The organism is Flavobacterium micromati (assembly GCF_900129585.1).
Classification (GTDB): domain Bacteria; phylum Bacteroidota; class Bacteroidia; order Flavobacteriales; family Flavobacteriaceae; genus Flavobacterium; species Flavobacterium micromati.
The window spans coordinates 123543-146702 of sequence record NZ_FQWF01000012.1; the positions used below are offsets into that span (position 1 = coordinate 123543).

Below are 23160 nucleotides of genomic sequence, written 5' to 3' on the forward strand. Positions count from 1 at the left end.
GACTAACAATCCCCTCCACAATTTGGATATGCCATATATAGAATTGTAGCCTCAATACCCATTCTAACCGTGCCTAACAGTGTTCCAGCTACACTCTGTTTGCCATTTGGATCAACATACTTGATGGGATTTTGATAGCAATAATTATAATTTGAAAGGTTACCAGAATTATAAACCCCTCCATTATGTTGTCCATCAAAATAAAACTCATCTTCAAAAATTGGATTATAAAGAGCCAACGGAGATTTAATTACATATTTCATTATAATAGCCATAAAATAGGTATATAAAAATGCCCACAAATAAAAGTGTGAAAATTAAAACATTTATAGCTATACTTTTAAAAGCACATTTAAACAAAAATTTGAGAAACAGAATATCTATTAAAATAAAAAAAACATACTCAATTATTAAAGTATCCAAAAAAACATATAGTTGTTGTTTTATCTCATCACAATTTACTTTTGGAGATGTCCCAATTAAAATTACTTGAAGTGATAAACTTATCAAAAACAAAACAATTGTCAATATTATCTTTTTTCTCATTAGTTAGTTGGATTTTCAATTGGTTTTTTAGATGATGTTGGATTACTTGTGCTTTTCGGCAAATCTCCCGCAGGAGCCCAAGATGGATGATGATGCTTCATACTTGATGATCCAATTTCTGTCGAACCTGGAACGTTATTTCCACCAACGAAATTACTTTCCCAGCCATCTGCCTTCATGAAATAATTAGATTGACTATTTGGATCTGCTCCAACTTTTTTAGCTTGAAACGCATCTAAATCTACTGTGAACTCAATAGAAACATTTAATCTTTGTTTTACTTTAGATGGTTCAACGTAATTACCCGCCTTGTTTTTTGATAAACTATTATTAAATTTATCAATAATATTATTTTGATCAGTTACATAATCATTTATTGCCGCTGTCATACCTCTAGAGTATGCTGCACCCATGCTTGAAGTTACAACTTTAATAGATTCTGTGATTTCTCCATTACTTCCACGCTCCAAAGAGTTTACAATATTAGCAGCGTCTTTTTTTCCTTGCGAGTAACCTGAACTATATCTATTCACGGGATCCATATTCCAGCTAACTCTTGACATTCCTCCCGTTTTTCCTGTCCAATCAGATGATCCATCGTAAAAGCGAGCATTATAATCCCCAATTGCTTTTTGTGCTGACAGAATCCAATCTTGTCCCCAATGTTTTGCAGTTCCTCCGTCAGAAGCTCCTGTTCCTCTACCCCACATACCATTAATAAAAAGAACAAGTCTTCCATCAGGATCTATAGCATTAATTGGATTATTGGCACAATAAGTATAAACTCCAATGTTCGGATATTTCTCCGCCAAGGGATCAACAGTCAACCACAAACTAGTCTTCATATCCAAATACCTAGCCCCATAATAGCTAAGATTTGTTTCGCGGTCGAGTTCCTTTCCATTAAACAAGTACGGCGAAGAAAACGAGCTAGAATGCTCCTCAAACAAAACCTCTCCAAAAGCTATGTACTCCACATGCTGGCTTATGCTTCCTGAGCGAGTGCTAATATACGAAGTACTGCCTAAATGATCAGGATGAAAATAAAAAATATCATTCTCCCGCAAACCTATGCTTGTAAAGCCCTCAGCTGCTTGCACGGTTTCTGGGTTTAGCGGTGGACCAAACTGCACCAGCGGTCCCGGCACACCACCTGGTTTGTTGAAAATAGGATTTCGTGGCCAGCCCTCAGGAGGCTCCTGATTTTCTTCAACGGGTTGTAGTACTTCACTCGGGTAAGGATCGCCTGTATACTCAGGTGTGGCGTAAATACCCTGTTGCGTGGGAGGTCCTGGAGGAACGCCCAAGCTTTTTACATAATTATCCAGCGCTTGTTGTTGCTCGGCAGTGAGTTGGCTATAATTTACACCACCTGCCGTGATTTTTAACGGTTGGGCAAATGCGCCATTGCCTAGTTTACTCAAAATGCGTCCTGCACCTTCAAAATAATGCTTGGTAAACTTGCCTTTGCTGATTACAAAATAAGAAGATGACAAACAAACCATCTTTAAACTCATTGACAAAATTTAAATTCTTTTTCTAAAAATTTGGCAACGCTATAAAATATAAAAAAACGAGCAACTACGCTCGTTTTTTTTATTTTGACTTGTTTTGTTTGCTCAACTTTGTGGGCACGAGCCAGAGGCATCGCGCTAGCCCAGTAATACCTAATGCTCGCGACGGCGGGGGACCTCCAAAAGTATTTGCATCTGGATTTTCTTTTCTATGGAAATTCAGGTCCCCGGAAGATAGTTAATTTCAAAGTAAATAATATTATAGTTAAAGTGATGAGCAGAAATAACATATTTACTTTTATACTGCATCTAAAAAAGATTATCACAATTACAAATGTTATTAAAGTCAAAGCAATCAAGTAAAATAAATCACCAAGCCCATGACCAAAAGTAAAAGATGCTGTAAGGACACCTATGCTTACAGCAAAATACCAAAATATATATAATAAGAACATTTTTTTCATTAGTCTTTTAGTTTGGTATTATTGTGCTTAATTGCTGCCTTTAAAGTTTCAGGATGTTCTATGTCGAAAGAATGAGCATCTAAAGTTTCATTAGATTTGTAATGCTTACTTACATCTACTTCTGTATTTTGTGTTTTATTGTTTTTATAAGTATCATCACCAGCCATTCCACCAGAAACTCCATCAATCTTATTCCAAAAAGAAATATGCTCTTTAATATAATTTTGTTGTGTTGTTGGATTTTCAATATTACCTTTTTTATTATATGCAGGTGTTGCTATTGTTATAATATTTACTTTTTCTTTAGTGCTTTCATAAATTAATTTAGCAGCTTGAATAGCTACATTCCCACCATGACTATGACCAATTAATGTTATAGACTCACCTTCTTTCCTTGTTTTAAGTACATGCTTAGCCAACCGACTAGCTGCTTTTCCCCTCATTTCAGAACCATTATAAATAGGAGCATCCCAATTAAAACTAGCATTATATGTCTTGTTATTAGTTACACCCAAAATAACCTTAACAGCTATTTTTGCAGAAGTTGTTTCTGACCACCTTTTAGATGAACTAGAAGTCCCGTGTATAAAATAGGCTTGCTTGCCATTTGGATCAATAAGATTTATGGGGTTTTGATAACAATAATTGTATGAATTTAGATTTTTAGGATTAAAAACCCCCCCATTATGCTGCCCATCAAAATAAAATTCATCCTCAAAAATTGGGTTGTAAAGTGCGAGTGGATCGACCGTTAGCCACAAACTCGTCTTCATATCTAAATACCTCGCCCCATAATAGCTAAGATTCGTTTCCCTATCTAATTCCTTTCCATTAAATAAATAAGGACTAGAAAAATTAGAACTATGCTCTTCAAAAAGTATCTCTCCAAAGGCTATGTATTCTACATGTTGCGAAATAGAACCATTTCGGGTGCTAATATACGAAGTACTACCTAAATGATCAGGATGAAAATAAAAAATATCATTCTCCCGCAAACCTATGCCTGTAAAGCCCTCAGCTGCTTGCACCGTTTCAGGTTTTATTGGTGGGCCAAACTGCACCGGTGGTCCCGGCACACCGCCTGGTTTGTTAAATATAGGATTTCTTGGCCAACCCTCAGGAGGCTCCTGATTCTCTTCTACTGGCTGTAGTATCTCACTTGGGTAAGGATTTCCTGTAAACTCTGGTGTGGCATAAATCCCTTGCTGCGTTGGTGGTCCCGGTGGAACGCCTAAAGTACGAACATAATTGTCTAATGCTTTTTGTTGCTCTGCGGTTAACTTGGTGTAATTAACACCACCTGCTGTGATTTTTAACGGTTGCGCAAAAGCTCCATTCCCCAGTTTACTCACAATACGTCCCGCTCCTTCAAAATAATGCTTGGTGAATTTCCCTTTGCTGATTACAAAGTATGGAGACACATAGCCCGTGTAATCATCTGTGTGCACAATTGTAGCAGCCGTTTGCCCGTTGATTGCCACGTTTTGAGAATCTCCAGAACTTTTTATCACTCGCTCGCCGCCTGCATCATAAGTGTATTGATGAATCCTTCCGTTATCATTGATTCCCATCAAGCGGTTTTCTTCATCCCATGTCATTTTTCTGAAGCTCTTTTCTTCAGAATAACTTGTTGAATTTCCGTTTCCGTCATAGCTGTAACTTCGGACTCCAGTCCCCCTTTCGGGGATTAGGGGGTTAACCAGTTTAAGCTAGTAAATCTATATAAAAAAACCGAGCAAATTGCTCGGTTTTTTTATACTTAATTTTCAATATCCTCTCTCGAAAATCCTGCTTTTAATATTGCTGTTGTATCTGTAACTTGTTGTAAAGGATCAACAAGGATTATGGTAGGGTGTTTTGGATCATATTTAGCTAAATAAAAACAATTGATTTTTAAGTCGTCTATAATTTTAGTCTCTGATTCTGAATTTAAGATATCATAATGTATTCCAGCATTTGCCGTAACAATTTTCTCTTGATTTAGGATATAAGTAAAGTAAAAACTTGTTCTTTTAGGTAAATTCTTTTTTAAAGTGAATTTTGCAATTGTAAATTTATTCAATTTTTTAACTTCACTTTTTATATAAAAATCTCTTGCTATGAAAGTCAATAAAATAATTATAACAATAACCGTTAGCATTTTACTTTGTATAGAGTTCTCATTTTTTTTCATAGTAATTATTATTTAACTAGATTTGGTGCCGCATTAGAACCTGTTTCTACTAGTCCTTTAAAAAAACCACCAATTACTTCTCCGCCAATACCTTCACCAGCAAGATGGTTATCTGTTGCTTTTCCAAAACCAAAACTTAGTATTCCACCACCAACTTGCGCTCCCCATTTTCCAAGTGTTTTGGGCCTTTCAAAGCCATTATTTGTTGTTAAACTAAAAGTTTCTCCTGCAATTACTGGAGCTAATTCTCCCAATAATCCAACCCTATCCTAGGTATTCCAGAAAAACCTGCTTCCAACATATTAATATCTCCAGCATTTCCTCCATTGGCAATATATTGAGTAGTTGCATTGATTCCTGCGCCTACTGCAAAATTGGTAGCCACTTTACCTGTTGTAGTACGTAAAGCGGAACTGAATAAACCAACACCTTTGGAAGCGCCACCAGTAGCTAGAAAAAGTATTGCGCCATCTACTGCGCCCATACCAACACCCTTCGGATAAGTAGTTTCCTTAAGTGCTTTGCCGTGTTGTTTAAATGTACTTTCAGTATAGCCTTTTTTTGTTATCCCTACATAACTACCATCTTTAAAGACTCTATCAAATTTATCGTTAGTTCTTACAATTTCAGTTACTTTAGTTTTTGTATTTATTCTTATGTCATCAGTTGGGGCTCTGCCATCAGGATCAACAAACTTAATAGGATTATTAAAAGCATAAACATACGCTCCATAATTCGGCATCTTCTCCGCCAACGGGTCAATACTCAACCAAAGACTCGTCTTCATATCTAAATACCTCGCCCCATAATAGCTAAGATTGGTTTCTCTGTCTAGTTCCTTCCCATTAAACAAGTACGGCGAAGAAAACGAGCTAGAATGCTCCTCAAACAAAATCTCTCCAAAGGCTATGTATTCTACATGTTGCGAAATAGAACCATTTCGGGCGCTAATATACGAAGTACTACCTAAATGATCAGGATGAAAATAAAAAATATCATTCTCCCGCAAACCTATGCCTGTAAAGCCCTCAGCTGCTTGAACCGTTTCAGGTTTTACTGGTGGGCCAAACTGCACCGGTGGTCCAGGCACACCGCCTGGTTTGTTAAATATAGGATTTCTTGGCCAACCCTCAGGTGGTTCTTGATTTTCAAGCCCCCCAGCCCCCAAAGGGGGAGTTGAAGGATATGGATTTCCTGTATACTGTGGACTGGCATAAATCCCTTGTTGGGTGGGTGGTCCCGGCGGAACTCCCAAATTGCGGACATAATTGTCTAATGCTTTTTGTTGCTCTGCGGTTAACTTGGTATAATTAACACCACCTGCTGTGATTTTTAACGGTTGCGCAAAAGCTCCATTCCCTAGTTTACTCACAATACGTCCCGCTCCTTCAAAATAATGCTTGGTGAATTTCCCTTTGCTGATTACAAAGTATGGAGACACATAGCCCGTATAATCATCTGTGTGCACAATTGTAGCAGCCGTTTGCCCGTTGATTGCCACGTTTTGAGAATCTCCAGAACTTTTTATGACTCTTTCGCCTCCTGCATCATAAGTGTATTGATGAATCCTTCCGTTATCGTTGATTCCCATCAAGCGGTTTTCTTCATCCCATGTCATTTTTATCCCCCCAGCCCCCGAAGGGGTAGCTCCCTCGATATACGTAGGATTACCATTTCCATCATAATTGTAAGTTCTCCCTAGTGCTCCTGGACTCGGAGTTGCAGTTGCTTGCGAAACTTCACTGATAGAGGAGGGTGCATTCGGATGCAATTCGTTATCATAGTTATAATCTAAAACATAGCCTTTTTGTTCGTTGTTTACCGTATGCACTAGGTCTTTCTTGGTGATGTTGTGCATTTTATTATAGCTCATGTTCAGCTCATAACTGGCCTTGGTAAACTCCCCTTGATAGACTGCTTTAGCACTTTTTAATCGGTAAAAATCATCGTATTGGTACTCGTGATTGGAAGTTCCTCCTAATGTATTATTGACTATTGGAGCTGTATTTTTTATTCCTAACACATTTCCAACCAAATCATAGCTATAACTGTTATTCATGATTTGGCGACCTAAACTGGAGCTTACTTGCAATTGTTGCAAACGGCGCATCGTAGGGTCGTAGTTGTAATTGGTCTCGGTGTCGTTTCCGTATTTTAAATACTTGCGCTGCTCAAACTCATCATACGCTAATTGCTTGATGTAATCGTAAGTGTGACTTTCTTTCTTGCCTCGCATGCTTTGCAAGTTTCCTGCTCGATTGTACGTATAATCGACTACTTCGCCATCGGGATAGGTCATTTTTTGGATACGGTTCCAAGTGTCGTATTCAAATTGCGAAATATACGTTTGCACATCTGTAGGAGTGATTCTAAGCGTGCGAATCTCTTTTTCGACTTCGCCTAGTTTTCCGTAGAAAAATTCCTGCCCGCCACTGGCATCTTGCACAAACCACAATCTACCTCGGCGTGAAGCCGTACCATCGGCTTTACCATAATTGTACTGTACATTATTTTGTGGATTTTTAGGATATTTTATGGTTTCTAAACGGTTGTAATCGTACTCATATTTTATAGCACCTCCAAGCCCCCCAGCCCCCAAAGGGGGAGTTATATTGCGGATATCTTGAGTGATGCGTCTAATAAGATTTCCAGCCAAATCGTATTCCATCGTAGTGGTTCCTGCATCGGGATGGGTGAATTCGGTTCTTCTGCCTAACCAGTCATAACTACTTGTAGTAATGTGATCCAAAGCATCGGTCACTTGAATGGTTTCGCCAAGCGAATTGATATCAAATTTGGTAACCAAATCATTTTGAATACTTGCCAAATTCCTTCCTTTGACATCCGTTTGTGATTGAACGGTTTTACCCAATGCATCGGTTTGTGTCGTTAGCATCGTGGGAACGCCATTAAAAGTATCAATTTTAAACGAAGTCGCATTGGTACTGCCATCAGGCAAAGTTACTTTTACGGCACGACCTACTTCGTCATATTCTGTTGTTGTTGGCGTAACATTCGATACCGCTGTACTAAAATCAGCATTTATTGTGGTAGTCGTGGTGGGATAATAACTAGTGGTTGGGCGACCCAAGCCGTCATAAATCACTTTTCCAGATACAATTTGCGCTTCTTGATCGAGGCTTCCCGCGGCAGTAAACAAACTGGCTGTTTTCTTGACCTGCAAGGCTCTGCCCAAACCATCAGTGTAGGTATAAGTTTCGATATCCTTGTCCAACTCTGGATCATAATTTCTAGTTTTCGCATACGGAACTTTGGCTGTTGGAAAATAATCGTAAGCTATCGTATATGGTTTGCCACTTGCAATTTCATAAGGTGCACGAATGGTGGCTGGCCTTCCTGCAGCATCAATGGTATACAAGGTGCTTTGATCGTTTCGATCCGTCGTTTTTAATGGAATACCAAAACGATAATCGTATTCCATTTTGTTTTGGTACCCAAAAGCATCTTTGATTGCGGTCAAAAACTGGTGGTTCTCGCTGTCATAAACATAGTCCATCGTCATGCGTTGATCCTTGTAGTTAGCAGCTGCTGTTATTTTTTGTAGGTTCCCGTACGCATCATAAACAATGTCCGTAAGCGCTATTTTATCAGCCGCAGTGTAGTTTTTGATTTGGGTAACTTCGGCAGTCGTTGTATTAATCGTTGTCGCTCTTTTACGGCGCAATCCGTCCTTGGTAAACACTTCCAACTGTTTTGGAATCCCTCCATAATAAGGCATCGTGCTCTCGTGATAACTGATTTTAGCGGTCACTTTGTCAGTGCTAGTTCCGTTGCCTAAATCGTCGTATTGAGTAATATTTCCGTTGGCATCGTAGGTATTAAAAGTATCTGTTTCTAGGAATTCGCTGCCGCCTTCATACATTTTTTGATTGCTGTGAATCAATCCCACAAAAATACGCTTGGCATCACAAACTGACGAACTTAAATCAGTAAGCGATACGCTCGATTGTGTTGCAACATCAACAAAACTATATTCGTTTTCTGATTCTTGACGCATTTTGTTATTTTTATCTAACGTAAAACTGCGTTTCAACAAGTTTTTCCTGAAATAATCTTGATTGTAAAATTCCTGAACGGTAGTTGCAAAAACCGTATTATCAGCAGCATTAATTTGCTGTTGAATTACTTTTTCAAAACCATAAAATTCACGTTCGCGACGGTCATAATACCCATTTTCATATTTAAATTTGGCGATAGAATGATCGATACCGTCACCCACATGTCCATCATTGACATCCACCGATTGTAATACCCATCGTGCGGATGGATCTTCATAAGTAGGTTTTGTTAGTTCGTAATCAACAACGTAGCTGTTACCAGCAGCATTGGTTACACCTTTAAGTTTGTTTGTGCGTTTGATGTTGTTAAAGTTGGATTTTATTAGAAGCGCAATTCGTGGCTAAAAAGACATTAATAAGTACCCGTAAATAGGCTCAAATTTGTCATTTGAGTTCTACTACAAGAACATAAAACTTTAGGATTACTGGTTCAGCATGGTGTCGCCTTCTTCTTTCTTTTCTTTATTTAGCAAACTTGGATCTTCTTTAGCTAATTTATTTCTAGTCGGAATCTTGTAATTAATACTAAATCCAAAACGGCGTGTATCATTTTTATTAAAAAGTAACAGTGGTGTATCAACGGAACTAAAAATGGAACGAGTAGAATCGAGTACGTCATCAACAGTCAAAGACACCGAAACTTGATCTTTGAAAAACTTCTTTGAAAGTGTCAAATCTAATGTGTTTCTGAATGGTTTTTCAGCTATAAAGTAAAAGTAATTACCTTTTGGAATGGTGTAATTATAGTTAGCTACAAATTTTATTTTTTTCGGTAAAACAATCTGCGACATGAAATTAAACATCCAAAACCCATTTGTTTCGATTTCTGGAATTTGGTGAAACTGGTATCCTGCATAAACATATAAAAAGTTCATTGTGTCTGGATTAACATTCATTTTCATGGTTTCTGCTAAACCTTTGGTAAACAACATGTATGGAATGGGTAATCCTACATTAAAATTATGGATTTTTATTTCTGGAACGTTTATGTTCGTGTTTAAGACCACATCATTAGTAATTAACACCCTGGTGATTACCTGATTTTGAGCTGAACTTAAATTATATCCAATGAAAGCATAATCAAAAGCACTCAATTTAACTTCGTAATTATCAAAAATAGTAGGCTGTAAATTTGGGTTTCCAGCAAATTCAACATTTGGATTTTGATAGTTGGTGTTATTAGGATTTAAAGCTGAGGTGCTTGGCAAACTAATTTTTTTATTATAATTGACATTAAAATAAACTGAATTACTAAAATTGTATTGTGCGCTCGCATTGGGAAAAAAACGAAACTGCTTGAACGGAATTAAGGTTGCTATGGCTGTTGTACCAGTGATATTATAATCCTCAGCTCTAGCACCAACGATAAAATTAAATTTACTAAACTTCGATTGCAGTTCACCATAAGCTGCTGTCGTTTTGCGCTGATAATCTAGATTGATTACATTCATATTCTGCGCTTCAAAAAGCAACGCTTCATACAAGGCACCAAAACTTATTTTGCCCTCATCTGAGAAATCGATGGGTTGCGCGTAATCAATTTTAGCGTTGTATAACTGCTGTTTAGATGCATTGTCTAAAAGAGCTGCATTATTAACTCTTGAATTGAGCTCAAATTCGTTTTGATTCTTATTATAGTTGAAACGTACGTCCAATTTCTTAGCTTTATCTTCAAACTTTTTTTGGTATGTTATTACAAAATCTTGACGTAAAGCATCAGTAAAGGAATCATCATCAGTACTAAAGCCCGGACCATTTCCTATTGTATTACTATTGTTGTTGCTATAATTCAAATCATAATTGAGTAATAATCTATCTTTTCCAACATCAAAATTAATCGCTGATTTAACAAAATTAGTTCGTCCAAACCGACTTGCATTAGTTGCAGAAAGTACAGAGCTAAGGCCATTCTCGCTCTTTGTTACTGAATTCCATAGAGCTGTTTCATTGTAACTTTGACCAAAATTAAGTTGCCAACCAAAATATTTGTTTTTTGCATTAAGTAACAAGCTATTATTTGTCCTATATCTAACTTGATCATAATTAGTAATATTTGTGCTGTTTGTGTACGTTGCACTTAAATATTTTTTGGCATTCACGTTAGTAATAATATTCATAATAGCACCGCCAGAAGTTGCAGGAAACTCAGCACCAGGCTGCGTTATAATTTCGATTTTTTCGATGGCATTTGCGGGCATGCCTTCGAGAAAAGAGTTTAATTCGTTAGTGGTTATATTTAATGGTCTGCCATCCATAAAAACATCAAGTTGCTTTCCTTGATACATCATCCCGGCAACATCTGAAGCTATTAATCCGGGTAATTTTCGGATACCTTCCATTACAGATCCCGAATTTAAACTGGGTTGACTAGCAAAGTCAAATATGGTTCTGTCTGCTTTCTGTTCAATTACTTTTTTCGTTTTTATAATTGCAACTTCATTTAATTCTACAGCTTTTTCGAGCTTTTCTTGCGCATTTATTGTAAATATGCCAGTTAATAAAAACAGGCTGTAAAAAATCTTTTTAATCATCATTGTTCATTTATTGTCATTTTAGTCTGATGATAAATGAAAATGTTACCAAAATAAAAAATAATTAGTAAACCTTTTTGGTTTTTTACTTAGCACGTATTTATTACACTGGAATCAATCAGGTAAGTCAAAATATATTCACAACTCCATACAGAAACTTTTTGTTCATTAGTTCCAACTAAAACCTATCTTTGCCAGCTTTTTAAAATTTAAAAAATGACAAAAAATAAGGTAATGAAGGGAGTTTTCTTAGTGGGAATTGGCGCAACGAGTTACGGAATGTTAGCCACATTTGTAAAACTTGCTTATGATGATGGATTTACAACCGCAGAGGTTACAACTGCTCAATTTATATATGGAATTATAGGATTGCTACTTTTAAATTTTTTCCAGAAAATAAAAAATAAAAATACCGCTACCAAAGCATCTAAAAAGAATATATTTCATTTAATGCTCGCTGGAACATCGCTAGGAATGACGAGCTTGTTTTACTATCTGGCTGTGAAATACATCCCTGTTTCGATAGGAATTGTTTTATTGATGCAGACGGTCTGGATGGGCGTTTTGTTAGAATGGTTTCTTGATAAAAAAGCACCTTCATTGCAGAAAATAATTTCGGTAATTATTGTTTTAATTGGAACAGCGCTTGCAATAAACATCTTTAAGATTAATTTTAACGATGCAACTACTAACTGGCCTTTGGGAATTTTATTTGGATTATTAGCGGCAACCTCATTTACAACAACTATGTTTACCGCTAATAGAGTTGCCACTAGTATTTCATCTACGCAAAGAAGTTTATATATGCTTTTAGGAGGTGCAGTCATTATATTTAGTTTTGCATTGATTACACAAGTTACACCGTTTAATTTTGAAATTTTCGCTAAGTGGGGAATAATTTTAGCACTTTTTGGTACAATCATTCCACCTATGCTTTTAAATGCTGGTTTTCCACTAACAGGAATCGGACTGGGAAGTATTGTCTCAGCACTTGAACTACCCGTTTCGGTTTTGATGGCTTATACATTACTAAACGAAGCGGTAATTCCATTACAGTGGTTTGGTATTGTTTTAATCATTTTTGCAATCGTAATTATGAATGTCGATTTTAAAAAAAAATCCAAACTAATAACAGAATAAAATAAAAAATTAGCGGTCGTATTGCGTTTGTTTTTTCATAAATTCGTATTAAATAAAATAACTATGAGTTTACCTTCGCATTTATACGTAATGGCTTTTGTTTACTTTATTGCGGGAATTAACCATTTTAGAAATCCACGACTGTACATAAAAATCATTCCTCCCTATTTTCCTAATCCTAAATTACTAAATAATGTAAGCGGTGTAGCCGAAATGATTTTAGCAATTGCACTCTGCATTCCTCCTATTTCAAATTACGCAGCTTGGGGAGTAATTGCATTATTGATTGCTATTTTTCCAACACATCTCTATATGTTTTTTGAAGAAAAGGCCAGAATGGGTTTACCAAAATGGATTGCGCTTTTGCGAATGCCTTTGCAATTAGGTCTAATTTACTGGGCTTATCAATATACATAGCCACATGAAAACGCTATTTGACTCCTCTTCGGAACCTATTATTTTTGATTTGCCAAATGCTGAAATTAGTTATTTTCCTAATTTTTATGATAAAGTAATTGCAGACGAAATCTACGCCGAATTACAAAAAGATATTCTGTGGCAACAAGATGATATTAGAGTTTATGGAAAAATTTATCCGCAGCCTCGCTTAACCGCTTTGTATGGAGACGAAGGACTTTCCTACTCCTATTCTAATATTAAAATGCAACCTCATCCATGGAGTTTGCTGTTGCAAAAAATTAAAGCGGAAGTTGAACAAATTGCTATGGCAAATTTTAGTACCGTCTTACTCAATTACTATCGTAATGGTAAAGATAGTAATGGCTGGCACGCCGATAATGAAAAAGAATTGGGATTAAATCCAATAATTGCATCTATGACTTTTGGGGCCGAACGCGTATTTCAATTAAAACACAACACTGAAAAGGACCAGAAAAAAAATATTGTGCTTGAACATGGTAGTTTACTATTGATGAAAGGAACGACGCAGCATTTCTGGAAACACCAAATTCCAAAAACAGCAAAACCAATCAATCCTCGAATTAACCTCACTTTCAGAATGATAAAATAAATTGTAATGAAAAATTATTACATTTGGTATACTTATTTTTTACCATGAACGACATTATATCCTACTTTTCTACTATTCCATCCTTACACCGAAGCATAATTCTTGTGGGTGGAATTACCACATTTTGGATGATTGAAAATGCTTTTCCGCTTTTTAATTTCAGCTATAAAAAGTGGCAACATGCAGGAATCAATATTTTTTTGACTGCAACAACAATAATCGTCAATTTTGCTTTAGCGTTTGTTTTATTGAAAACCGCCGACTGGACAGTAAAAAACAATTTTGGTATTTTACAGTGGTTACCACAAATGAATATTTGGCTTTATGCACTTCTTGGGCTATTGTTGCTCGATTTAATAGGAGCGTATTTAGTTCATTTAGTAGAACATAAAGTCAAAATTTTATGGAGATTTCATTTAATTCATCATACTGATACTTGGATCGATACCACTACAGCTAACAGACACCATCCTGGAGAAAGTGTTATTCGTTTTACCTTTACAGTTTTAGGCGTGTTAATAATAGGTAGTCCAATGTGGATGGTATTCTTATATCAAAGTCTTTCAGTGGTTGCATCACAATTTAATCATGCTAACATTTCATTACCAAAAAAAATAGATACACTATTGAGTTATTTTATTGTATCGCCCAATATGCACAAAGTACATCATCATCATGTTCTGCCTTACACTGACAGTAATTATGGCAATATATTCTCCGTTTGGGATCGGTTATTTGGAACATTTATGACACTTCCAAGAGAAGAAATAATTTATGGTGTGGACTCGCATCCCGATCCGCAACAACACAATGATTTACAAAATTTATTAAAAATACCTTTCCAAAATCGGAAGGAAAATTAAATCGTTGAAAAAGCGTAAATAAAATTTAAGTTTTGATAAAATCTAACTTTTTTTTCTTAATATTGGTATCAAATTAAAATTGTAATTTATTAATCATTAACAACTTATTAGAATTAATTTTCACGTGATGAAAAAAAGTAATAAAAAAGAATTGAGCTGGGAGCAAACAGAAAAACTTGTTAAAATGGCTTTAGAAGAAAAGAATCCTTTTGAGAGTATAAAAAAGGAGTACGGTCTAGCCGAAAAAGAGATTCTGGAGATCATGAAAAAGAAGATGCCTGCGGAAAAATTCGAAATGTGGAAAAAGAAAGCAACAGCACTTAAGCCAAAACCAAAACCCGTTAAAATTGATGATTTTGATGAAGATTTGGATGGTAAGTATTATATAAAAAATAAATTTGACTAAAAGCAAAACTCCTGAAATTCAGGAGTTTTTTTGTTTTAAATTAGATTGTAAAGTCTTTTTTTTTAGAATTTGGCGAGGTTCCATTTAAATTTAAATAACAATTAGACATTACATTTGTCACAATGCAAGCGTCTCCTTAACAAAGAAAAAAAAGTTTTAGATAATTACATAAAGCATGAAACAGCAACAAACTAACCACCCTCCTTATTCTTCTAGCGTGAATATATTGAAATGCAAAGATTATTTAGCACCCTTCTGAAAATCTTGTCTAATTTTTTGTTCCATCAAAATACTCTTTAAGTAGGGCTTTGTGACTTTTTCAAGTTCGCTTTCAGAGATATCTAAAATTTTTGGATTGTCAATTAACTGCAACCATGGTTTAGCAGCTTTAAAATCATAGGCTCCAAAAACAATCACTGGAGTTCCTTTTACTTTCACCGTTTCTGGATCTGACAATTCCCATTGTTCGGCCCAATCGTAAAGTTTACGAGCATCTTTTTCCTGAAGTCTTAAACACGAGTGCGAAGCAGGATAACCAGGTAAAGCATATTGATGCCATCCTACACCTAATTTATTCTCAATATTGAAATTCCAAAGTAATTCCCATTCATCGTCAAAAGTACTGATCGTTTTTTCCGCTTTCCAATTTGTAAAAAAGAGTCCGGTGGGAGTTTTGTCCTTTTCTCGTCCCATATTTGTTGGACCAGTGTAAACGAGTTGCCCTTTTTCATAGGCAGCAAATGTTTGAGTGGGATAAGAAAAGAAAACAATTCTATTAATCTCTCTTAATACACCTACTTCTAACGGAAAAGGTAAATAAAATTCAATATCTCCTTTCCAATCATCGGCAATCAGCACAGAATCCATTTTTTTGAAATTTTCAGCGTCGGTTCTATTTATTGCGTAAGCAATAGTAACTTGTGTACTATCACTGCTGTTTTTTGCTAAAAATTCTTTAGCACTTTCCATGTGGTACGTTCGCTTCTTGGGTTGGTTTCGCTCTTTTACAGCAATTGATTCTGGTTTTGCAACTTCTTGAACTTTATCTTGTTTTTTACACGAGAATAAAACTAGTACAATGCAGATGTTTAAAAGTAAAGTGATTTTTTTCATAGTTAATTTGTTTATTGGTAAACATATTAATACTTCTGTGCAACACAATGGTGTGCTTTGACACAAATGTATAATTCAACCAGCAAAATTGCATAATTTCGATGCAATGTACATTACATAATTAAACTTAATCGTTATTAAATTTAATCGCGTTTTCTTAGTTCACTTTCGATCTAAAAGTTAAAACCATCCTATTTTACTTTTACAATTGTGTCGAAAAAAACGAAATAATTTAACTTTGCTGATCATAACATAATATTAAATAAAATGAATGATCTAAAAAATAAAAATGCTTTAATTACAGGAGCTGGAAAAGGAATAGGTAAAGCGGTAGCAATTGCACTAGCAAAAGAAGGTGTAAATGTAATTTTACTTGCTAGAACACAATCGGATTTAGATGAAGTAGCGCAAGAGGTAAAAGCTCACGGAGTAAAAGCATTAACAGTAATTGCTGATGTTGCCGATATTAATTCAGTGAATACAGCAGTCGAAAAAGCCTTTTCCGAATTTAAAACGATCGACATTTTAATTAACAATGCTGGAATTGCAGCTTTTGGAAAATTCCTAGAATTAGAACCTAAGGATTGGGAAAATATAATTCAGGTAAATTTAATGGGAACGTATTATGTAACTAGGGCTATTTTACCAAATATGATCGAAAGAAAAACTGGTGATATTATCAACATTTCATCTACAGCGGGACTGAATGGAAACGCATTAACTAGTGCCTATAGCGCTTCTAAATTTGCCGTTTTAGGATTGACAGATTCATTGATGCAAGAAGTACGCAAATATAACATCAGAGTTACCGCTTTAACGCCAAGCACTGTTGCTACTGATATGGCTAAGGAATTAAAACTAACAGACGGAAATCCTGATAAAGTGATGCAAGCTGAAGATATGGCTGAATTAATTGTTGCTCAACTCAAATTAAACCGAAGAGTTTTTATAAAAAATAGCAGCATTTGGTCAACAAATCCATAATATTTTTTAGAAATTATGGATTTTAATTCCCTCTCCTTTGAGAGGGATATGGAAATAATTTCACACAAGAGTAGCAACAAAATCCATCCTTACACTTCCATCTTCATCAATTCTCGTTAAATTTATATCGTGCAATGTATTGACTAACTCTGGATTCCATGGAGTTTTTACTTTTACATAGTTCTCTGTAAATCCATGAATATAACCTTCTTTATTTTCACTTTCAAAAAGTACTGATCGATTAGTTCCTAACTGGCTCTCATAAAAAGCCCGACGTTTTTTAACGGATAATCCGCGCATCATCTTACTTCTTTTTGCGCGAACATTACCAGCTACAACACCTTCCATATCGGCAGCCTCAGTATTGTCACGCTCAGAATAGGTGAAAACATGTAAATAAGAAATATCCATTTCGTTCAAGAAATTATAGGTTTCTAAGAAATGCTCATCAGTTTCACCTGGAAAGCCCACGATAACATCAACGCCTATGCAAGCATGCGGCATTACTTCCCGTATTTTATTTACTCTTTCAGTGTAAACTTCCCGTTGATAACGACGCTTCATCAGCTTTAAAATCGCGTTACTTCCAGATTGTAAAGGAATATGAAAATGCGGAACAAAAGTTCTACTTTTTGAGACAAACTCTATTGTTTCATTTTTTAGTAAATTGGGTTCGATAGACGAAATACGCAAACGCTCAATTCCTTCTACTTTATCTAATTCTTGAACTAATTCTAGAAAGGTATGTTGGTGCTTTTTATTTCCAAATTCCCCTTTTCCGTAGTCACCAATGTTCACTCCAGTTAAAACAATTTCCTTGATATTTTGAGCTGAAATAGCGGCCGCATTTTTTAGAACATTTTCTAATTCATCACTTCTAGAAATTCCCCTGGCTAATGGAATCGTACAATACGTGCATTTATAATCACAACCATCTTGAACTTTTAAAAAGGCACGTGTTCTATCACCAATCGAGTAACTTCCCACGTAAAAATCAGCTTCTGAAATTTCGCAAGAATGTACCTCGCCCATGTCATTTTTAGACAAGTCATTTATGTAATCGGTAATTTTGAATTTTTCTGTTGCGCCAAGAACTAAATCTACACCATCAACAGCAGCTAATTCCTCAGGTTTTAATTGCGCATAACAACCCACAGCAGCAATAAACGCTTTGTTATTTAGCTTCATTGCCTTTTTCACAATTTGCTTAAACTGTTTATCGGCATTTTCAGTTACGGAGCAGGTGTTTATTACATACATATCAGCTACTTCTTCAAAATCAACTCTATCAAATCCTTCATCCTCTATAGAACGAGCAATTGTAGAAGTTTCCGAAAAATTTAATTTGCAACCAAGCGTATAAAAGGCAACTTTTTTTCTATTTTCCATAATAATTCTTAAACTAATGAAATCGTTGTCAAAAAATTTAAGTGTGCAAATTTACAAACTAATATTCGGTAAAACAGATACAGCCTTAATTTTATTATAAAGTAAATCCGATATTCAATCTGTTTTTCAGACTCAATATCGGACATAAATTATTTTGCAACGCAATATCAATTTAATATAAACCGTCTCACAACTTCAGCTACACCATGATTATTATTCGATGCAACGATCACATCCGCTCTATCTCTTAATTCTGGATCAACATTGTCTACCCAAACTCCCAATCCAGCATATTCTATCATCGATAGATCATTTCCAGCATTACCAACAGCAATAATTTCGCTTTGCAGAATATTTAATTTTTCAGCTAAGAATTTAACACTCGCCGCTTTATCAATTCCGTTTTGTGCGACTTCTAGGAAAAAAGGCTTCGACATAGAAACGCTCAAATGCGGCATCGCCTTTTTTAAATCTGTCTCCACTTTTTTTAAATAACTAGGCTCTTCTAATAAAATACATTTAATTGCCGAAGTAGTAACCGCTTCCTTAAAACTAGCAACTTTGTTATGTTCTAATCCTGTTATAGTTTTCTCTATCTCAATATATTCCGAATCCGTTTCACTCAAGATATTACCATCAATGTATGTAATAATGTGAGTTTTACTGATCAAGCTGTAATCATATAGATCGTGAATTTGCTGTTGCGTCAAGGTTTGCTCAAACAACACTTTATCTTCTTTTAAATCTGTAATTACAGCACCGTTGAAAGACAACATATAAGAATTATTATCATCTAATTTTAATTCCTTGGCAAACGAAGTCATTGCTAATGTGGGTCTCCCCGACGCTAAAACTACATAAACTCCAAGTTCTTGCGCCTTAAATAACATTTCTTTATTCTCTTCAGAAATTTTATGGTCATCAGTTAACAAGGTATCATCCATGTCCAAAACCAACATTTTGTATTTCATTTCCTTATATTAACAATTACAGTTTGCGTTTATATACTCATTCGAAATTCTTCAATAACTGGATTTACTTTTGCAAATTCTGTTTCTTGAACGAATAATTCCACTGCCAAATCTGTATTTCCAAAACCCCCTAATCTAGCGGATTGTATGTTGTTTTTTACCACTACGTCAACACCAATAGCTTCTATTTTTTGTTGCAAAGCCATTGCTAAAATTTCACTTCCCGAAAACACTTTCATTAATCCCATCTTGTTGTTTTTTTTATGCTTATTTCTATTATTTTTTTTAAATCAGCTTCAGAGTCCCACAAATTTTCCAACTTTGAGGAGCGTGAAACGTAAAAAAACAATTCGTTATTATAGAAATATAATTACCGTCAAATACTGAAAATCACCTACTCAAAATTAAAAACTTCGCGGAGCGTCTAATTACTCTTTTTTATTCATTTCCTTTTTCTAAATCTTCATCGTCCATTTCAGAATTTTCGTCCTCTTCTAGATCTCCATCTTCCTCTTCTTCAATTTCGAATAAAATAGGTTCAAGCAACATTTTATCCGCTAAAATCTCTATTCTATCTGTTAATACATCAGAAAAAATAACACGTTGTGTTTTATTGATACTATTTGAAATACGCATAATTTTAGTCTCGTGACGCAATTTTAAAATAGGATCTGCATCGTCAAGGATGAACATTTTTAAACGATTGACATTAAAACCTGCCGTTGTAAACATTTCACTTAACTTGTTTGGGGTTCCTATAAGCACATCAACTCCTGTCGAAATATAATTTTTATCATATTCCATATCGCCTTTATCATGCACTCCGTAAACTTGAAGATCCGTATATTTTCCATACTTTTCAAAAAGTTCTTCCATCTCCAAAACTTTCGCTTTGTCCTCAACAATAATTAATGCACGCGGGGATTCCTCAGTTTCTCTGGCTAATTGTTGAATCACATTGAGTACAATTGTGGTTGTTTTTCCAGTCCCTTTATCGGCAATAATGATACAATCGGCACCACTTTTTAAGGTCGAAAATGTTTCTTGTTGCAGCACGTTAGCCTCGCTCAAGCCGTTTTCGATTAATGCTTCTTGTAACTTTTCGTTTATTTTTTTTAATTTCATTTTTTTATAACTTAATACTCGATTCAATTTTTTTTGATTGCTACTATTTACTAGCAAACAATTTCACATCATTCTCAGAAATTTCGCTTCCGCCAAGGATAATCAAACGTTCTACAACATTTCTTAATTCCCGAATATTTCCCGTCCAATCATATTCTTTTAATAAATTTATTGCTGTTGCAGAAAACTTTTTTACTGCATTTCCCTGCTCAGTTGCAATTTTATCAGCAAAATGAGTGATCAACATCGGAATATCATCGCGTCTTTCATTCAAGGCTGGCACTTTTATAAGGATTACTGCTAATCTATGATACAAATCTTCGCGGAAACGACCTTCGGCGATTTCTAGTTTTAAATCTTTGTTAGTGGCCGCAACAACACGCACATCTACTTTTATGTCTTTATCCGCTCCTACTCTTGTGATCATACTTTCTTGTAACGCACGCAACACTTTGGCTTGAGCCGAAAGACTCATATCGCCAATTTCATCTAAAAAAATTGTTCCTTTATCAGCTGCTTCAAACTTTCCCGCACGGTCTTTTACCGCAGATGTAAACGCTCCTTTTACATGACCAAACAATTCACTTTCTATCAATTCTGATGGAATCGCAGCGCAATTTACTTCAATCAACGGAAAGTTTGCTCTGGAACTTTTTTCATGTAGTTGATGAGCAACTAACTCTTTTCCGGTGCCATTTGGACCTGTAATTAAAACTCTCGCTTCGGTTTCCGCTACTTTATCAATCATTACTTTGATGTGATTAATAGCTTCACTTTCGCCAATCATTTCGTAGTTTTTACTAACTTTTTTCTTTAGGATTTTGTTTTCTACTACAAGTTGTTTTTTGTCTAAAGCGTTCCGAACAGTGTTCAATAATCGGTTTAAATCTGGTGGTTTTGAGATATAATCAAACGCTCCTAGACGCATTGTATTAATAGCGGTTTCCATGTCCCCGTGACCAGAAATCATCACCATAGGAATTTCAGGTTTGATTTTTTTAACGGCTTCAAGAACCTCAACTCCATCCATTTTGGGCATTTTTATGTCGCACAAAACTAGATCGTAATCGTTATTTTTAATTTTTTCAAAGCCTATTAAGCCATCTTCTGCGTCTTCTACTTGATAAGTGTCGTTTTCTTCAGAAAGTATTTTGGTAAGTACTCTCCGAATTGCAGCTTCGTCCTCTATTATTAATATTTTTGGCATTTTTATAATTTTAAAAAGGCTGTTTGGCTATTGGCTTTTAGCTCTTGGCAAACCTCCTGAATTTTTCTTTGTTTTTAAAACCCATAGTAACATTTGAGTTTTTTTAATTTAATAACCATCAACTTTGGCTCATATGATTGACTGCGTATTATTGACTAATCACTGACTAAGGACTATTCACTAACGACTAGGAACTAGTCAATAATAACTGCTTTTAATACTTCAACCACTTGTATAATTCCCCCCATGTTGGTTTTTTGCCATACATTAAAATTCCTATGCGGTATATTTTTGCAGCGAACCAAACCACTGAAAAGAAAGTTCCAAATAATAGCGTTACTGATATCGCAATTTGCCACAAAGGTACGCCAAACGGTATTCGCATCAGCATTACGATAGGCGATGTGAGCGGAATCATTGAAAAAACGACCGCTACCGTGCCGTGAGGATCATTGATTACTGTAAAGAAACCAACATAAACACTCAAAATTAACGGCATTATAACTGGCAAAAGGAATTGTTGTGAGTCGGTTTGATTATCAACTGCAGCACCAATTGCAGCATAAAACGAGCTGTAAAGAAAATAGCCACCGATGAAGTAAATCACAAAGGCTACTAAGATACTGGCAATAGGTAAATTCCATAGTTCCTTGATATACATTTGCGCTGTCCCAGCCATTTCTTGCTGTGCTGCTTGCATAATTTCGGGAGAAATTTTAGCTGTTGGAGCTACATTTACACCAAAAAACATTGAAATAGCAAAAAGTAGCGATAGCCCAATTATTGCCCAAATAAAGAATTGTAATAATCCAGCAAGCGCGGTCCCAACAATTTTTCCAATCATTAATTGGAATGGTTTTACCGAAGAAATGATGATTTCTACAATTCGACTGGTTTTTTCCTCAATTACGCTGCGCATTACCATGTTGCCGTAAATAATAATGAACATCATAATTAAATAGCCAAAAGCGCCACCAATACCAATTTTAATTTCGTTCAAACCTTTAACCGTTTCCTCACCTGTCGCTTTTGCTAAGCTGATATTTACATTAGCTTTGGCCTTATTAATTGCTATCGTATCTAGTTTTGCATTGATTAGATTTGTTTTCGTCAATTTAGTACCAATTAATGATTGCGCTCTTTCTATAAAGGACAGACTTGGACTGTTATTTGAAATAAATTGAATGTTATTTTCAAAATCTTGAGGATTTGTTGGTTTTGGAATAAATAAAAGACCTTCAAAACTTTCATTAGCGATACTGTCTTTAAGAAACTTTAAATCAATAGCTGATAAATCAAGGTATTTATATTCTGCTGACTTGCTATTTTTAGCTGTGAATTCTTTTACAAATAATCCCGATTCATCATGAATTGCAATTCGTTTTGTATCCGCCTTCATCGAACCCAAATAACCAACGAATGCTGCAAGTGCGACAAATAATAACGGACTCAAAAAAGTCATAACAATAAAAGATTTATTGCGCACTTTTGTAATAAATTCTCGCTTTATAATTAATGATACTATACTCATTTAGATTTTTGATTTCGGATTAACGATTTTTGATTTTAGATTTAAATATTCAAAATATTTAAATTATCAAATATTAATTTCCAAATTCCAATAT

The 23160-nt window shown here is 35.3% G+C and carries 20 protein-coding genes; 6 read left to right on the forward strand and 14 right to left on the reverse strand.

From position 1 onward, the window contains the following. Positions 1–2: 2 nt before the first annotated feature. The 7 genes from BUB42_RS13380 to BUB42_RS13415 form a co-directional block, all read right to left on the reverse strand. The gene (locus BUB42_RS13380) at positions 3–275 is read right to left on the reverse strand and encodes a hypothetical protein (RefSeq protein ID WP_139257393.1); all 273 of its coding nucleotides are present in this window, start codon (positions 273–275) and stop codon (positions 3–5) included. Positions 276–545: 270 nt separating this feature from the next. After that, positions 546–2063, reverse strand: coding sequence for an RHS repeat domain-containing protein (locus BUB42_RS13390; protein ID WP_073021269.1), 1518 nt, complete (start codon positions 2061–2063; stop codon positions 546–548). A 460-nt stretch (positions 2064–2523) separates the two neighbouring features. Then, complete coding sequence (locus tag BUB42_RS13395) at positions 2524–4122, reverse strand: RHS repeat-associated core domain-containing protein (protein ID WP_073021270.1); 1599 nt, start codon at positions 4120–4122, stop codon at positions 2524–2526. Positions 4123–4283: 161 nt separating this feature from the next. Further along, complete coding sequence (locus BUB42_RS13400; protein WP_073021272.1) at positions 4284–4697, reverse strand: hypothetical protein; 414 nt, start codon at positions 4695–4697, stop codon at positions 4284–4286. An 8-nt stretch (positions 4698–4705) separates the two neighbouring features. Continuing rightward, complete coding sequence (locus BUB42_RS13405; RefSeq protein WP_073021273.1) at positions 4706–4951, reverse strand: hypothetical protein; 246 nt, start codon at positions 4949–4951, stop codon at positions 4706–4708. Beyond that, positions 4939–9111 (reverse strand): RHS repeat-associated core domain-containing protein, encoded by a 4173-nt coding sequence (locus BUB42_RS13410; RefSeq protein WP_317614901.1) that lies wholly within the window; start codon positions 9109–9111, stop codon positions 4939–4941. Before BUB42_RS13410 ends, BUB42_RS13405 begins: the two co-directional genes overlap by 13 nt. An 87-nt stretch (positions 9112–9198) precedes the next feature. After that, a complete protein-coding gene (locus tag BUB42_RS13415) occupies positions 9199–11304 on the reverse strand; it encodes a TonB-dependent receptor domain-containing protein (RefSeq protein WP_396178053.1) in 2106 nt (701 codons plus the stop codon). 219 nt (positions 11305–11523) lie between these two features. On the opposite strand from BUB42_RS13415, the gene BUB42_RS13420 reads away from it, so the two are divergent. The 5 genes from BUB42_RS13420 (at position 11524) to BUB42_RS13440 (ending at position 14746) form a co-directional block, all read left to right on the forward strand. Further along, positions 11524–12447, forward strand: a complete 924-nt coding sequence (locus BUB42_RS13420) for an EamA family transporter (RefSeq protein ID WP_073021277.1) — start codon at positions 11524–11526, stop codon at positions 12445–12447. Between the two features lie 63 nt (positions 12448–12510). Continuing rightward, positions 12511–12864 (forward strand): DoxX family protein, encoded by a 354-nt coding sequence (locus tag BUB42_RS13425; protein ID WP_073021278.1) that lies wholly within the window; start codon positions 12511–12513, stop codon positions 12862–12864. A gap of 4 nt (positions 12865–12868) precedes the next feature. Next, a complete protein-coding gene (locus BUB42_RS13430) occupies positions 12869–13477 on the forward strand; it encodes an alpha-ketoglutarate-dependent dioxygenase AlkB family protein (protein WP_073021280.1) in 609 nt (202 codons plus the stop codon). 44 nt (positions 13478–13521) lie between these two features. Then, entirely contained in the window at positions 13522–14340 is an 819-nt protein-coding gene (locus BUB42_RS13435; RefSeq protein ID WP_073021282.1) for a sterol desaturase family protein, read from the forward strand. 127 nt (positions 14341–14467) lie between these two features. Continuing rightward, entirely contained in the window at positions 14468–14746 is a 279-nt protein-coding gene (locus BUB42_RS13440; protein ID WP_073021284.1) for a DUF2805 domain-containing protein, read from the forward strand. A gap of 240 nt (positions 14747–14986) precedes the next feature. Here the strand turns inward: BUB42_RS13440 and BUB42_RS13445 are convergent, their stop codons facing one another. Then, positions 14987–15859, reverse strand: a complete 873-nt coding sequence (locus BUB42_RS13445; protein WP_073021285.1) for a L,D-transpeptidase — start codon at positions 15857–15859, stop codon at positions 14987–14989. Between the two features lie 267 nt (positions 15860–16126). Here BUB42_RS13445 and BUB42_RS13450 point away from each other — a divergent pair, with 267 nt between their 5' ends. Next, entirely contained in the window at positions 16127–16843 is a 717-nt protein-coding gene (locus BUB42_RS13450; protein ID WP_073021287.1) for a 3-ketoacyl-ACP reductase, read from the forward strand. 60 nt (positions 16844–16903) lie between these two features. On the opposite strand, the gene mtaB is transcribed toward BUB42_RS13450, so the two are convergent. From mtaB to BUB42_RS13480, 6 genes are all read right to left on the reverse strand, one after another. Further along, positions 16904–18232: a tRNA (N(6)-L-threonylcarbamoyladenosine(37)-C(2))-methylthiotransferase MtaB gene (gene mtaB / locus BUB42_RS13455; RefSeq protein ID WP_073021288.1), complete on the reverse strand. Its 1329-nt coding sequence runs from the start codon at positions 18230–18232 to the stop codon at positions 16904–16906. Positions 18233–18399: 167 nt separating this feature from the next. Beyond that, positions 18400–19203, reverse strand: a complete 804-nt coding sequence (locus BUB42_RS13460; protein WP_073021290.1) for a Cof-type HAD-IIB family hydrolase — start codon at positions 19201–19203, stop codon at positions 18400–18402. Between the two features lie 29 nt (positions 19204–19232). Further along, complete coding sequence (locus BUB42_RS13465; RefSeq protein ID WP_073021292.1) at positions 19233–19451, reverse strand: DUF2007 domain-containing protein; 219 nt, start codon at positions 19449–19451, stop codon at positions 19233–19235. Positions 19452–19641: 190 nt separating this feature from the next. Further along, positions 19642–20328: a DEAD/DEAH box helicase gene (locus BUB42_RS13470; protein WP_073021368.1), complete on the reverse strand. Its 687-nt coding sequence runs from the start codon at positions 20326–20328 to the stop codon at positions 19642–19644. A 43-nt stretch (positions 20329–20371) separates the two neighbouring features. Beyond that, positions 20372–21535, reverse strand: coding sequence for a sigma-54-dependent transcriptional regulator (locus BUB42_RS13475; RefSeq protein ID WP_073021293.1), 1164 nt, complete (start codon positions 21533–21535; stop codon positions 20372–20374). 214 nt (positions 21536–21749) lie between these two features. Then, positions 21750–23066, reverse strand: a complete 1317-nt coding sequence (locus BUB42_RS13480; RefSeq protein ID WP_073021295.1) for an ABC transporter permease — start codon at positions 23064–23066, stop codon at positions 21750–21752. Between the last annotated feature and the right edge of the window lie 94 nt (positions 23067–23160).

Bases quoted from the DNA above. Each gene is read 5' to 3' on its own strand.
- BUB42_RS13430 (WP_073021280.1), top strand. From the start codon at position 12,869: ATGAAAACGCTATTTGACTCCTCTTCGGAACCTATTATTTTTGATTTG.
- BUB42_RS13390 (WP_073021269.1), bottom strand. From the start codon at position 2,063: ATGAGTTTAAAGATGGTTTGTTTGTCATCTTCTTATTTTGTAATCAGC.
- BUB42_RS13420 (WP_073021277.1), top strand. From the start codon at position 11,524: ATGACAAAAAATAAGGTAATGAAGGGAGTTTTCTTAGTGGGAATTGGC.
- BUB42_RS13400 (WP_073021272.1), bottom strand. From the start codon at position 4,697: ATGAAAAAAAATGAGAACTCTATACAAAGTAAAATGCTAACGGTTATT.
- BUB42_RS13435 (WP_073021282.1), top strand. From the start codon at position 13,522: ATGAACGACATTATATCCTACTTTTCTACTATTCCATCCTTACACCGA.
- BUB42_RS13475 (WP_073021293.1), bottom strand. From the start codon at position 21,535: ATGCCAAAAATATTAATAATAGAGGACGAAGCTGCAATTCGGAGAGTA.
- BUB42_RS13480 (WP_073021295.1), bottom strand. From the start codon at position 23,066: ATGAGTATAGTATCATTAATTATAAAGCGAGAATTTATTACAAAAGTG.
- mtaB (WP_073021288.1), bottom strand. From the start codon at position 18,232: ATGGAAAATAGAAAAAAAGTTGCCTTTTATACGCTTGGTTGCAAATTA.
- BUB42_RS13425 (WP_073021278.1), top strand. From the start codon at position 12,511: ATGAGTTTACCTTCGCATTTATACGTAATGGCTTTTGTTTACTTTATT.
- BUB42_RS13470 (WP_073021368.1), bottom strand. From the start codon at position 20,328: ATGAAATTAAAAAAAATAAACGAAAAGTTACAAGAAGCATTAATCGAA.
- BUB42_RS13440 (WP_073021284.1), top strand. From the start codon at position 14,468: ATGAAAAAAAGTAATAAAAAAGAATTGAGCTGGGAGCAAACAGAAAAA.
- BUB42_RS13465 (WP_073021292.1), bottom strand. From the start codon at position 19,451: ATGGGATTAATGAAAGTGTTTTCGGGAAGTGAAATTTTAGCAATGGCT.
- BUB42_RS13460 (WP_073021290.1), bottom strand. From the start codon at position 19,203: ATGAAATACAAAATGTTGGTTTTGGACATGGATGATACCTTGTTAACT.
- BUB42_RS13445 (WP_073021285.1), bottom strand. From the start codon at position 15,859: ATGAAAAAAATCACTTTACTTTTAAACATCTGCATTGTACTAGTTTTA.
- BUB42_RS13450 (WP_073021287.1), top strand. From the start codon at position 16,127: ATGAATGATCTAAAAAATAAAAATGCTTTAATTACAGGAGCTGGAAAA.
- BUB42_RS13395 (WP_073021270.1), bottom strand. From the start codon at position 4,122: ATGACATGGGATGAAGAAAACCGCTTGATGGGAATCAATGATAACGGA.
- BUB42_RS13380 (WP_139257393.1), bottom strand. From the start codon at position 275: ATGGCTATTATAATGAAATATGTAATTAAATCTCCGTTGGCTCTTTAT.